Origin of the sequence: Streptomyces sp. NPDC005566 (assembly GCF_040605575.1) — a bacterium.
Classification (GTDB): domain Bacteria; phylum Actinomycetota; class Actinomycetes; order Streptomycetales; family Streptomycetaceae; genus Streptomyces.
In genome coordinates, this window is sequence record NZ_JBEXDB010000001.1 from 613,999 (window position 1) to 626,505 (window position 12,507).

Consider the following 12,507-nt stretch of genomic DNA (forward strand, 5'->3'; position numbering starts at 1 on the left):
GCACGCGCGTGCGTACCGGGCCCGTCACCGGCGCGTCGTCACGATGCGCCGTCGATCACTTACTCGGCGTTCCGGCCGTCGTTGCCTTCGCCGACCGGCTTCTTCTTGCGGAGCAGGAAGACCGCGCCGCCGCCGAGGACGACGAGGCCGATGGCGATGCCCGCGATGAGCGGCGTCGCGCTGGACCCGCCCGTCTCGGCGAGGTCGCCCTCGATGCCGGTGGAGCTGGTGCCGGTCGAGGCGGGCGCGGGCTGCCTGGCGCTCTGCGTGCCCACGCCGTCACCGGTCGCGGTGCTGCCCGCGGTGGCGCAGTCCAGGACGCCCTTGAAGTTCTTCCGGAAGCCGCCGGGCCCGGTGATGGTGAAGTCGTACGCCTGGTCCTCGGCAACCGGGATCGTCACCGTCCTGGTGGCTCCCGCTTCGATGGTGTGCTCGAATCCGACGAGCTCGAAGGTGAACGGGGCGTCCCCCTTGTTGGCCGCGGTGATGTCCACGCCGCCCTTGGCGCAGTTCTTCTTCGCCGTGAGAGCGGGCACGGCGCCCGTCTCGGCCCAGGTCGCGGTCGCCGTAGCGGAGACGGTGGACTCGCTGGAGCCGGCCAGGATCTGCGTCTGGCTCCTGGTCACCCCGGCGAACGCCCGGCCGACGGGCACGGAGGTGGTCGCCTGGACGGTCAGCGAGGCGGAGCCGTCTGCGGTGTCCTCGGGGATGTCGAAGTACAGCCCGGTGCCGTCGGCCGCCTCCGTGATGGGCTTGCCGTCCTTGTCGGTGACGGTGATCCCGCTGGCCGCGGCGTCGGCGGGCGGCGCGACGGAGACCTGGCCGGCGTCCGTGCGGACGGTGACCGGGCCGAGCCGTCCACCCGCCCGGCCGGAGACAGCGGCCGGGTCCAGGGCGAGGGACGCCTTGGGCTCCGCCATGTTGACGGCCTCGCCCTCCAGCCAGTCGGCGAGCTTCTCGGCCTGCTTGTCGGCGGCCTCGACCTCGGCGTCGTCCGAGTAGCGCCAGATGGCGACCTGGGTGCCCGCGGCAGCGGTCCGCTCGGTGAGCGGCCCGGTGCCTGCCTTGTCGGCGAGGGCGGCGAGATCGTCGACCTGGGGGTAGGAGTGCTGCAGGATCCAGCGGATCTTCCCGGCGTTCTTGTTCGCACCGAGCGAGGTCTGGTTCCAGGGGGTCTCGAGGTACTTCGCCTGGTCCTGGGTGGGGTTGTGGATGTCGATGCAGTAGGTCTTGAGCCGGCCGCCGCCTTCGACGGTCATCTCGAACAGTCCTGCGGGAAGCTCATGGGTCGTGCGTTCCTGGCCGCCTTCGCCGCCGGTGTGGAGCAGCGCGCGGTCGAAGGTCTTCAGACCGTCCAGGACGGCGGTCGCGCCCCCCTGGTGCTGGCCCGTCTCCTCCGCTGCCGCCGCCGTCGCACCGGCGAGGGTGCCGGCCGCGACGAGACCGGACGCCAGAACCGCGGCGGCCCAGCGGGCGGGACCGCGTCCTCGGCGTTCTCTCCTGCTCCGGCCCGGCACCCGGTCGCGCATCCGACCCCGGCTTCGGCCCCGTGCGGAGTGCTCCGTCGCCGCAGTGGACGGCGAAGCAGACGCTGCGGACGCAGAAAACACAGAAAACACAGAATTCCCCTCCGTGCGAGGCCTTCACGCATGGTGCGTGTGTGGGGATTGCCTCGCCAGCAGACTCAAGTGCCGCATGAGTACTGAGGAATCCTAAGGAGCGGGCGAGGGCCAGTCCCCCGTCATACCGTTGGATAACCATTCCGACTCGTAATCGTTATCGCCTTCTCCGGCGCGTCCTGCCTATTTCAGGACACTGACACCATCTCCTTGGCGCGTTTCTGACGGTGCACCGATTGTTCCGGGATCCCGACCGCCACACTTCTGACGGCCGCGCTCCTGCCTGCCTCGCTGCCGGCTCCCCCGCTGCTGCCCGCCGCGCTGCCCGCTGCCTCGCTGCTGACCGCCGCGCTCCTGCCTGCCCGGCTGCCGGCAGCCCCACTGCTGTCTGCCCGGCTGTCCTGGGCCTCACCGTCGGCCGGGCTCCCCGTCCGCGTCCGACGGGCCGTCAATGAGGGTTCGCCCTTCACCACGCGCCGGAACGCGGCCGTCCCCCGGGTCAGGTCGTGTCCCACCGCCACGGCCTCGATGTCCACCGACGTCTTCCAGGTCCCGTCCCGCTCCTCCTCACGCACCTTCAGACGGCCGTGCACGACCAGGGGTTCTCCGACGGAAACGGAACCCGCCAGATTCGATGCCAGCGTCCGCCACGCCCACACCGTGTAGAAGCTGGTGTGCCCGTCCGCCCAGAGCTGCTTCTCGCGGTCCCATCGACGCGGAGTCGCCGCCATCCGGAATCGCGCCATTCCCCCTGTGGCCGTCTCCCGGAACTCCACTCCGGTCGCGGCATTTCCCACCAGCGTCACCAAGGTCTCGTTCATTTCGTCCCCCGTATCCGTCGTGCACCGGTCCGGTGGGATCCGGTGTGATCCCATGCTGGACGGAAATCGGGGATCCTGCCGGAGCCTGTGGACTACCGGCCGGTTGTGGAAAACTCCGTCACCGCCACGTACCGCTCGCGCACCTCCCGGTAGCGCGCCAGTTCCGCCGCAACGGGATCCAGGACCCTGGCCCGGCCGCATCCGGACGCCGCCTCGCGCAGGCGCCTTTCGGCCTCCTGCCCGTACCGTCGCGCGGGGCCCCGTGCGGCAGCCGCGCAGGACCACTCCACGAGCGGTCCGCCGACGACCCCGGCCAGCATGAGCAGCGCGGGGGCGACCAGGCCGGGTTCGAGTACGCCGACGATCTGACCGAGCAGCCACAGTCCGCCGAAGATCTGAAGGAGCGTCATCGATGCCTGCGCGAGCACCGCGGCGGGCCACCACGCGGGCCGTGGAGGCCTGACGGGCCGGCCGCCGAGCGCGCCCGCGGCAGGAGCGACGCCCCTGGCCGAAGCCCCGGAACCGCGAGCGTCGGAGCCAAGAGGTCCTGAACCGAGGGGCCCTGAGCCCGGGGCCCTCGCCCCGGCCGGCCCGCCCGGCACCCCTTGTGCTCCCCGCGTTCCCGCACCCCTCGCGCCCGAGGAAGCCGCACCGGGATCCGCAGCGCCTTTGTGCCCGCCGCCCGCACGCCCCCGGCCGGCCGCTCCCGCCCCGGCCTGAGCATTGCGTGCGAGCTCGTCCAGCGCCTCCGGCAGCCCTTTCGCCCCGCCCACCGCCGCCTCGCGCACGGCCTGGGCCCAGGGCGCGGGCAGCCCTACGACGGCGTCGTCCGCCAGCGTGCGTACGGCCTGCTCCACGCGCTGCCGGGCGGTGAGTTCCTCCTCCGGCGGCGCGAGCGCCTGCGCCATCAGGTCCAGGCCGCCGAGCTGCCGGGTGGATTCGTACCAGCGCCACAGCCGCAGCCATGGCGTCCCGCAGGCCCGCCCCGCGTTCCTGCGCCACTCGCGCTCCGCCGCCTGTCCCGCGGCGGCCGCGCCGACGGCTTCCGCGAGCCGGTCGGCGAATTCCTCACGCGTCCGTTCACCGAGCCCGGGGCGCCCTTCGGCGACGTACACGGGCCTGAGCCGGGCTGCTGCCGCGGCCACGTCCGCGGAGAGCCGCGCCGCGGCCGCCGTACGGCTCTGGACGAATTGGCCGAGCAGCTCGCGCAGGTCCGCCACCCCGTCACCGGTCAGCGCGGACAGGGACATGACGGTGGCGCCCGGCTCACCGTGCTCGCCCACCGCCATGCCGTCCTCGTCGAGCAGTCTGCGCAGGTCGTCCAGGACCAGGTCGGCGGCCTCTCCGGGGAGCCGGTCGATCTGGTTGAGAACGACGAAGGTGATCTCCGCATGTCCGGCGAGCGGTCGCAGATAGCGTTCGTGGAGGGCCGCGTCGGCGTACTTCTCCGGGTCGACGACCCAGATCACCGCGTCGACCAGCGCGAGGACCCGGTCCACCTGGTCCCGATGGCCGGTCGCGGCCGAGTCGTGGTCGGGCAGGTCCACCAGCACGAGCCCTTGCAACGCCTCGTCGGTGTCCGTGCATCCCTGCACAGGCCTGCGCCGCAGCCGGCCTGGAACGGCCAGCCGGTCCAGCAGCCCGGCGGCTCCGTCGGTCCAGCTGCAGGCGATCGGCGCGGACGTGGTCGGCCTGCGCAGCCCGGTCTCGGAGATCTGTGAGCACGCGAGGGCGTTGAAGAGGGTCGACTTCCCGCTGCCGGTCGCCCCGGCGATGGCGACGACCGTGTGCCGTGAGGAGAGCCGCTGCCGGGCCGATGCCTCGTCCAGGACCCGCCCCGCCTCGGCGAGGGTGTCCCCGTCGAGCCTGGCGCGGGAGAGGCCGACCAGCTCGCGCAGCGCATCGAGACGCGGGCGCAGAGGGCTGCCCGGCAGTCCGTACGCCTCGACCTGGGGCCGTACGTCGTCGTCCGGCGGACGCTCCCTCTCGGCACCCTCTTTCAGGGCGTCAGCGGCCCGTCGCGCGATCAGCCCGTCGTCCCAGCGCCGGCCTGCTGCCCCCTCCGTTCCTTCGGCGCCCTCGGCCCCACCGGCCACCCCTTCGGCCCCTCCGTGCTCGGGACCCTGCCCCCGGTCCCGGCCCTGGTCAGTGACAGCGGTCATCGCTTCCACCTCTCCTTCTGCAGTACGGACAGCGCGGCGATCAGTTCGGCCTGCGGTTCCGGAGCCACCTCGAGGGCATCGAGGGGGGCGAGCCGCCGGTCGCGTTCGCCGTGCAGGACCTGGTCCAGATAACTGGTGAGCAGCGCCCCTCCCTTGTCGCGCAGCCTCAGTGCGCCTTGGGCACCGATCCGTTCGGCGAGCTGCTCCCCGGCACCCCGGGCACGGCGCCCGCCGAGCAGGGCGGCCGCCAGCAGCGCCGCCACCGTCTCGGCGTCGGGCGCGGCGTTACGTTCCAGCAGCCGCGCCTCTTCCTCGGCCAGTTCCTCGAGAACCCGCCGCCAGCGCCGTACGGCCATGGCGATCCGGCCCTGGACGTCCTCGGCCGGTCCCCACCCGCCGGCTTCCCTGCCCGCCTCCTCGAACCTGAAGTCCCCTGCCGCGGGCTCGCGCTGCCAGGTCGTGCGGATCTGCTCGTCGGCGGCTGCCACGGCGCACTGCAGCAGGGCGGCGAGGCTCTCCACGAGTGCGTCGAGCAGTTCCCCGGCGGTGCTGTACAGCGGATACCCGCGCCACCGGGTACGCGCGTCACCGGCCAGCACCGCACCGTTCTGGAGCCGCCGGCGGACGCGTGACGACTCCGCCCCGTACGCCTCCTCGACCACGCCGGTCAGCCGCACGGCCGCCGCGTACTGCGCGGCGACCGCCCCGGCCAGTTCGGGCATCCGCGCGTTGAGCGAGTCGATGACCCCGGACGCCGTACGCCCCACCGCCTGCTGACGGGCCGCCGGATCCTGTGCCCGGTGGGTGAGCCAGGCGCGCAGTGGCGCGACGGCGGTGGTGGGAAGCAGTCCGCTGCCGCCGCCTGCTGACTCGGGCAGTTCCGGGATGGTGAAGCGGGGCACCTCCCCCAGTCCGGCCCGGGTGAGCAGCGCCGCGTACTGCCGGGACACCTCTGCGATCACCTGGTGCGGTACCCGGTCCAGGACGGTGACCAGGCAGGCGTCGTACTCCTTGGCCGTACGCAGCAGGTGCCACGGCACCGCGTCGGCGTACCGGGACGCCGTGGTCACCATGACCCATACGTCGGCGGCGCAGATGAGTTCGGCGGCCAGGACCCGGTTCCGTACGACGAGCGAGTCGATGTCCGGGGCATCCAGCAGCGCCAGTCCCCGGGGCAGGGTCGCCGCGGTCTCCACGCGCAGCACGGTGTCGTCCTCGCCCTCCGGGCCGAGGTGGTCGAGCCCGTCCGGATCCGGGGCCTGCCCCGGCGGCAGCCACACCCGGGTGAGCTGCGGGAGCACGCGCACCCCCGCGAACCAGTGGTGATCGTCCGGGTGGCAGACGAGTACCGGGGTGCGGGTGGTCGGCCGCAGCACACCGGCCTCGCTGACCCGGCATCCCACGAGCGAGTTGACGAGCGTCGACTTGCCGGCGCCGGTGGATCCCCCGATGACCACGAGGAGCGGCGCATCGGGATCCTTGAGCCTGGGCACCAGGTAGTCGTCGAGCTGGGCGAGCAGTTCGGTCCTCGTCTGCCGGGAGCGCGCGGCCCCCGGCAGCGGGAGTGGAAGACGCACGGCAGCGACACGGTCGCGCAGGGCGGAAAGTGCGTCGATGAGCTGGGGCCGTACGTCCATGGTTACCACATGTGAAGAATGCCCAATTTTGACGCCTTTTTGAAGCGTATAGGCACCCTCTGCGCGGCGGATCCACGTCGGGGGACAGAGGGGACGAGTGGGGCGCAGGCATAACGAGTGCACAACACCCGGGGCGTGAGGCGTCAAAAGCGGTGCATGAATCGCACCCACCTGCGATTATCGGTTCGCTTCACTGAACCTCCACATCGTGCCACGCAGGTGAAGCAACCGGGACGAGGCGATCTGAGCCCTATCCTTGTCCCGGCATGGTCACGGTTGGCTTGATTCAGCGCTCTCCGGACCATCGAGGCCGACACCGGCCCCCGTAGCTCAGTGGATAGAGCAGGCGCCTTCTAAGCGCTTGGCCGCAGGTTCGAGTCCTGCCGGGGGCACACATCCCGTACGACGTCAGGCCCTCCCTCGGGAGGGCCTTTTTTGCAGGTCACAGCACCGTAGCGGGGGTCGCGTAGAGAGCGCGTAAGCGCCGGACCGCCCCCAGGTCACGGTGGGGAGGGTCCGGCGCTGTCCGGCTGTCACCGGGTTTCTGCGGGTGGCTCATTCGAATACGTGTCGAAGTTTTCCGGGTGGGGCTCAGCCCTCTGCCGTCAGGTCGGGGAGGTCGCCGCTGGACTCGATGCGCTTTTGATGGTCCCTGAGCTGTCCGGAGATGGAACGCGCGTACGTGGCTAGCAGCACCGGCACGCTGTTGCCCGCCCATTCGGCCACCTGCGCCGGCGGGACCCCGTTGTTGAGCCACGTCGTCAGGCAGGTGTGTCGCAGGTCGTAGACCCGCTTGCCGAGCGGCGAGGCGAACTCCTCCGGGCGAGGACTTCCATGCGTGCGGTCCGCCGGGGCCGCCAGGAAGACGGACCCGGAGAGCAGGCCGCCGTTCTCCCCCTCCCCCCGAGAAGAGCAGATCATCAGGCTTGAGCTTCTCCGTCGCGATGCGCTCGCGAAGGATCCTCGTGAGTGCAGGTCGACAGGGCACTACGCGGGTGTCGTCCGGGGCCTTCCTTCAGGCCGCACTATTCGGCGTCGCCCTCGTGGTGGCCGGGGGCTGCACGCCTGTACAACTCCATCTACCGTTTCGACGATGACGTGTTGGTGATCCACACCCTTGGGGCATCGACGGGTCAGAACCCGGTTCTGCACTTCCGCTACATCCCGGGGGCCCGCACCTTCCGGCACTACATGCGCAGCTTCAACTATGGGTGGGAGCGAGGCCGGGCCGTCTAAGGCGTGTTCGACGGATCTTGCCGCCAACAGCATGGTGGTAACACAGGTGATTTCAATAGGAGCGCTCAGTGTCTGAGTACCACGGTTGGATCACGGTCAGGGAGAACGCAGTTGGTGACGACGATGAAGACCGTCTGCGGCAGACAGTCGATGATCTTCGGCTTCGCATCGCACAGATAGCCAGCCCGTACTTGCTTGACCTCAGGTGGATGAACGGCGAACCGTTCATCCACCTGGGAGGCTGTTCCAATCATTACTCGCCGCCTCATGCTGTCGACCTGTTTGAGTACGTGGCGGTGGTTGCCCCTGGCTCCTACGGGCTCCTGCACGTTCGCGATGACGAAGACTCCGGCCGTGAGAACGACGTACGCGTGCTCAGGCTCGTCCGGGGCGTGGTGACGCACCACACGGAGGCTCTGCTGTCTCCGTGCATACCGACGCTGGAAGATCCCTTCACCGCTGTAGCGAGAGCAAGGCAGTCGCCTTCGTCGTCCCGAGCAAAGTGGACGAGTTGAGGCGTGTCCACTGCAGAAGGCATGAGTGGTGGAACGCTAGCCGAGGCGAGCATCGAGCCAACAGATCACGCCCAAGCGGCCCTAGACCGTCTCTCCTTGAACGTCTGCAGCGGGCGCTTGCGGTTGGTCCATGGTGGTGCCGTCAGGTCTCCGCCCGAAAGCGGCTTCGAGAACGGCGGGGAGGTCTGCCTCAGGGACTGTGGCGCGCACCTCCGGGAGGACCTGCCGAAAGGTGTCATCGTCGATGGCGCCCATGTGCTCCTGACGGAGCTGGTAGATGATCTCGACGAGATCGGGCCTCAGCCGCATCCAGGCACGGGAGGTGCGGATTTCCTCATCGACATGGTGCATGAACCAGGTCATGACCTCGTACGGGAGGTCCACGTGCCCTCCACGCGGGTTGAAGCACACGGTCGGCTCCCGTGCCGGATCCTCGTCGGGGACGATGGCAATCACAAGATGCCGTTGCCCGGCCACGAGGTCCAGTTCCACATACCAGGCGTCATCGGGCACGGAGTACATCGTGGAGATCGTGTAGTCGCCGTCGGGGTGTCGGATGGCCATTGCCGCATGCTGTCACGCCGGAGGTACCTCGCCGCAGGCGATAGGACGCGGTGCTTCCCAAGCTCAGGTCACCCGCCGCCACATGTGCGGCGGGCCCTAGAGGAAGTCCCGCCAGAAGGGGACGGTTGCCTTCGGGTTCCAGGAGTCGTCCACGTCTCCCCGTGCTTCGTCGAACTCCCGATGCACGTAGTCGATGAGGTCCAAGCCGTAATAGATCATGTCCGTCTGCCATACCGAGAGCACAGGGTGGCCGAAACTTTCCCGGCCGGCGGGGAGATAGCGGTGGGCGTAGACGGGAACGAGCGGCGGCACGTCCGCGAGGTTGCGGCGTGCCACGGCAAGGGCGGCTGCGTGGTCGACAGGGCGTTGACCCCAGGTCTCGTGCCAGAACATGCTGTGCTCGACGTCGAGGAGCACACCTTCGACTGGCCACCCGAGCTGCTCACGGAGCTTGTCCGGATCGCCGCGCCAATCGGGCCAAGGCTCGGACCAGGTCTGGCCATCCTCCGGAGGCACATTGATGGGAAGACCGGCCGCAAGAAACGCACGGTGGTCGTCCGCGAACTCAAACCCGTAGTCCCGCTCGATGCGCGAGAGCTCGGCATCTGTCAGGCCGGGCTCGAACTCGTAGAGCCCCGTCTGCGCCAGGCGCCGCGCGGCCTCCGCACCGAGGCGGGCTCCCTCATCACTGATCACAGCCGCACGTTAATACCGACCGGATCATGTCGTCACCCGAGTTGCTTCGGGACGAAGAGATCGCTGTGCCACATCCGTGCCAGATCGTGCGGAGACTCACGGGGCACGATAAGTGTCTGGGGAGCCTGCGCAGTGGATCGGCCGGAGCTACGACCGTGCAGGTCAGGTGCGGGTACGTCCTCCCTCTCTCCTAAAGCGGTGGCTTTTTGGCAACCAGCGGCAGCGGCCAGCTAGCGCAGGCCACCAGTGCGCTGCCGTCCTCGGTGAGGAATAGCAGGGTGAACCGTGACCGATTGCCAGGATCGATCAGCGCTGTACGCACAGGCCGGTCATGTTCGCTGATGAGCTGCACTGCTCGTTCCAGCCCAAGAGGTTCGAATCCGCGCATACGCATACGCTGAAGTCGGCGACTGAAGACTCCGGCATGCGCGCCAGTGGGTTGCACCCGCTCTTCCACCGAGTAGGAGGCGCCGCTGCGGAGAGCGGCCAGAGCTATCACGGACGCCTCGTCATCACCGACCAACAGCGATTCCAGTTCCAGCCGTTCCATGGTCACCCCGTTCGGATCGTGCGGCACAGCAGCCAGGTACCGCAACCCTGGTAACCCTCCCGCGCCGTAGCGTCCCTCCGTGCCCGCCCAGCGGCCGGTACGACCCCGCTGGCCGATCCTGCTAAGCAGTCTGCCGCGTGATGTGCATCTCGTAGCCCATGCCGGCGATTACGCACCACAGTCCGACGCACCTTCCGTGCTGCGGGCTGCGTCTCAGTTTCCATCTCGTTCAGCCCCGTTCACGGCGGTTCAGGCGAGGCCCAGCGTGCCGGGCACATCAGCATCCGTCCGCCCATGAACGCCGAACGCCGATGACCGACCTCCAACAGTCGACCAACGCAACGGGAAGGCGTGCCGGCGCTATCAGTCGCCCATTGGGACCCACCACCTTCTGCCGTTCTCAGGCAGCGTGTACTTGCCGGCGGACGTTGCCCCATTACGTTCTCGGTCCAGGTTGGCCTAGTACTCCAGCCGTAGATCGTGATCTTCATGTCTGATTCGCGGCTTGTCGTCGGTAATGGCTGGCTTGGGCTCGGGCCTGGTGGCGGCGTCGCCAGGCGGACCAGGCGAGCCGGTGGGCTACCTCGCGCACGGGCCGGACGACCAAGGTGATGAACAGTCGCTGGATCTCGTTGCAGGTGAGCGGGATAAGTCCGTCAGGTGCGGGGCGCCGGGCGTGTTCGTCGGCGCGGACAACGGCGAGGAAGGCGTGAGCGAGCATGGCCAGGGTGACCCAGCGGGACCAGGAGGTGTAGCGGCGGACTTGGTGCTCGTCGAGTCCGGCCAGGCCCTTTCCGGACTGGAAGGTCTCCTCCACCCGCCACCTTGATCCAGCGACGCGGACCAGGGTGTTCAGGGGTGCCGGGTCGGGTGAGAAGCAGCGGTAGTAGGCGAGTTCACCGGTGGTGCGGTTGCGGCGGATCAGCAGCTGGCGGCTGCCGGGGCGGGGTTCGGCCAGGTCGATGACGACCCAGTCGTAGAAGCGGTGTCCCTTGGCGCCGGCCCCTGCCGACAGCTTCTGCCAGGCCCGCTTCGGCACCCTCGCGGCTAAGGCATCCGCGCGGAGCCTCCCGGCACCGGTGGTGACTTCGTGAGAGCAAGCGACCGCAAGCACGTAGCCGGTGCCGCGCTCTTCAAGCGCGGACCGCAGCTTCGGGTTGCCGCCGTAGACCTCGTCCCCCGCGACCCAGCCCACGCGGTGCCCGGCGTCGAGGAACCGGTCGATCATGCGGGCGGCCAGCTCCGGCTTGGTCGCGAAGACGGTGTCCTCGCCCAGGCCAGCGGCCCGGCAGCGGTCCGGATCCGCAGTCCAAGAGCGCGGGATGTACAGCTCACGGTCCACCGCCGCGTGCCCGCGGCGGCCCGCATAGACGAGGTAGACCGCGACCTGCGCGTTTTCGATTCTCCCGGCAGTGCCGGTGTACTGGCGCTGGACACCGACGGTTTGCGTGCCCTTCTTCACGTCCCCGGTCTCGTCGACCACCAGCACCGCATCCTCATCGTGCAGATGATCCAGCACGTACTCACGCACGTCATCACGTACGCGGTCGGCATCCCACCTGGCCCGGCCGAGCAAGTGCTGCATGCCGTCTGGACTCGCCTCCCCGGCCCACTCGGCGATCGACCAGCAGTTCTTGCGCGGCAGGTCCGACAGCAGCCCCAGCACCAAGTCCCGTACCCGGAGCCGGGGTTCAACCCGAGCGAACCGGCCCGCTATCCGGCCCATCAGGGCCTCGAACGTCTCCTGCCAGCGGGCAGGGTCTACGCTGTGGCTCGCGGCCACCGCACTATCTTGAAGAGTCCACACACCTCACCAAGATCACGCGGTGGCTGTCCTGTTCCCGCGACGAACGACGAGATCACGGAGTCCTGCTGGTACTGGGGCCCTAAACCCGATGGATCCCGAGCCGAAGATTGCCGGACACCGGCAATGTGCAGAGGTCCGCCGCGCATGCATGCTGATGTCTGCCAACAGAAACGGGGACGTCAGTGGAAGCAACCACAACCCGCAGCGTGGCGCGTGCACGCATGGGATCGGGTCTGGTAGTGACGGTCCTCCTGCTGCCCTTCGGCGGCTACGGGTTGGCCAGGGCGGGGATAGTCCCCGACGGCGCACCGATCGTGCTCGGCCTGCTGTCCGCGATCGCCGGCTTCATCCTCCTGACCGCAATGTGCGAGGAGAAAGCACCGTTCCGACACTCATCGTCGCACCTGACTGCGCACACCCTGACCGGCGAACGGTCCGTCGACCTCAACCGGATCACCACCGTCCGGCTGCTGACGACCTTCTCGTACGGCAGCGTGTACCGGACCTTGTTGGTGCGCGACGCCCACGGTGTGCGCCTGGGTATCACGACCGAGAGAAGCCGCAGGAAGCTGCGCCGAGCGATCGAGAAGGCAGACGCGAACGCCGCGCGAGGTGTCCCCGGGCCCCGTGTGAGCCGTGCGGCCCGGGCACATCTGGGCCGTGCCCCAGGGCGAGGGCTCATCGGCCACACGGTTCTCGCCTTTCTGCTTCTGACGGTGTCCGGGAGCCTGTACGTGGTTGCTGTACTCCGACTCGGCGGGCAGTAAGCCTTCCCCGTAATGACTGATGAGGCCGCCACAGCCACTGGGCGGTTTCCAATCTGACGGGAGGTTGGACGGGCGACCCCAGCAGCGGACATGAAGAAAGCCCCTGGTAGACGGGTTCACGACCAAGATCACC

Annotated in this window: 11 protein-coding genes and 1 tRNA gene; 3 read left to right on the top strand and 9 right to left on the bottom strand. The window is 69.2% G+C overall.

Annotated features, from left to right (window positions below; all coding sequences use genetic code 11):
• Positions 1-59: 59 nt before the first annotated feature.
• From ABZS61_RS02840 to ABZS61_RS02855, 4 genes are all read right to left on the bottom strand, one after another.
• Entirely contained in the window at positions 60-1,529 is a 1,470-nt protein-coding gene (locus tag ABZS61_RS02840) for a Cys-Gln thioester bond-forming surface protein (protein WP_356415066.1), read from the bottom strand.
• A 278-nt stretch (positions 1,530-1,807) separates the two neighbouring features.
• A complete protein-coding gene (locus ABZS61_RS02845) occupies positions 1,808-2,440 on the bottom strand; it encodes a single-stranded DNA-binding protein (RefSeq protein WP_356415069.1) in 633 nt (210 codons plus the stop codon).
• Positions 2,441-2,532: 92 nt separating this feature from the next.
• Positions 2,533-4,602, bottom strand: coding sequence for a GTP-binding protein (locus ABZS61_RS02850; RefSeq protein ID WP_356415072.1), 2,070 nt, complete (start codon positions 4,600-4,602; stop codon positions 2,533-2,535).
• On the bottom strand, positions 4,599-6,239 hold the full coding sequence (locus ABZS61_RS02855; RefSeq protein WP_356415075.1) for a dynamin family protein: 1,641 nt from the start codon (positions 6,237-6,239) through the stop codon (positions 4,599-4,601). The genes ABZS61_RS02850 and ABZS61_RS02855 overlap by 4 nt, the downstream gene beginning before the upstream one ends.
• Before the next feature lie 319 nt (positions 6,240-6,558).
• On the opposite strand from ABZS61_RS02855, the gene ABZS61_RS02860 reads away from it, so the two are divergent.
• Positions 6,559-6,631, top strand: a tRNA-Arg gene (locus ABZS61_RS02860).
• 199 nt (positions 6,632-6,830) lie between these two features.
• Here ABZS61_RS02860 and ABZS61_RS02865 read toward each other — a convergent pair.
• Positions 6,831-7,160 carry a hypothetical protein gene (locus ABZS61_RS02865; protein ID WP_356415078.1) on the bottom strand — a complete coding sequence of 110 codons (330 nt, stop codon included), beginning with the start codon at positions 7,158-7,160 and terminating at the stop codon, positions 6,831-6,833.
• A gap of 383 nt (positions 7,161-7,543) precedes the next feature.
• Between ABZS61_RS02865 and ABZS61_RS02870 the strand changes: the two genes are divergently transcribed.
• Positions 7,544-7,990, top strand: a complete 447-nt coding sequence (locus ABZS61_RS02870; RefSeq protein WP_356415081.1) for an Imm7 family immunity protein — start codon at positions 7,544-7,546, stop codon at positions 7,988-7,990.
• Between the two features lie 81 nt (positions 7,991-8,071).
• Here the strand turns inward: ABZS61_RS02870 and ABZS61_RS02875 are convergent, their stop codons facing one another.
• The 4 genes from ABZS61_RS02875 to ABZS61_RS02890 form a co-directional block, all read right to left on the bottom strand.
• The gene (locus ABZS61_RS02875; protein WP_356415084.1) at positions 8,072-8,554 is read right to left on the bottom strand and encodes a hypothetical protein; all 483 of its coding nucleotides are present in this window, start codon (positions 8,552-8,554) and stop codon (positions 8,072-8,074) included.
• Between the two features lie 96 nt (positions 8,555-8,650).
• Positions 8,651-9,250 carry a hypothetical protein gene (locus ABZS61_RS02880; RefSeq protein ID WP_356415087.1) on the bottom strand — a complete coding sequence of 200 codons (600 nt, stop codon included), beginning with the start codon at positions 9,248-9,250 and terminating at the stop codon, positions 8,651-8,653.
• A gap of 190 nt (positions 9,251-9,440) precedes the next feature.
• On the bottom strand, positions 9,441-9,800 hold the full coding sequence (locus ABZS61_RS02885; RefSeq protein ID WP_356415090.1) for a hypothetical protein: 360 nt from the start codon (positions 9,798-9,800) through the stop codon (positions 9,441-9,443).
• Between the two features lie 487 nt (positions 9,801-10,287).
• Positions 10,288-11,526, bottom strand: coding sequence for an IS701 family transposase (locus ABZS61_RS02890; RefSeq protein ID WP_356415159.1), 1,239 nt, complete (start codon positions 11,524-11,526; stop codon positions 10,288-10,290).
• Positions 11,527-11,813: 287 nt separating this feature from the next.
• Here ABZS61_RS02890 and ABZS61_RS02895 point away from each other — a divergent pair, with 287 nt between their 5' ends.
• Positions 11,814-12,374, top strand: a complete 561-nt coding sequence (locus ABZS61_RS02895) for a hypothetical protein (protein ID WP_356415093.1) — start codon at positions 11,814-11,816, stop codon at positions 12,372-12,374.
• The last annotated feature ends 133 nt before the right edge of the window (positions 12,375-12,507 follow it).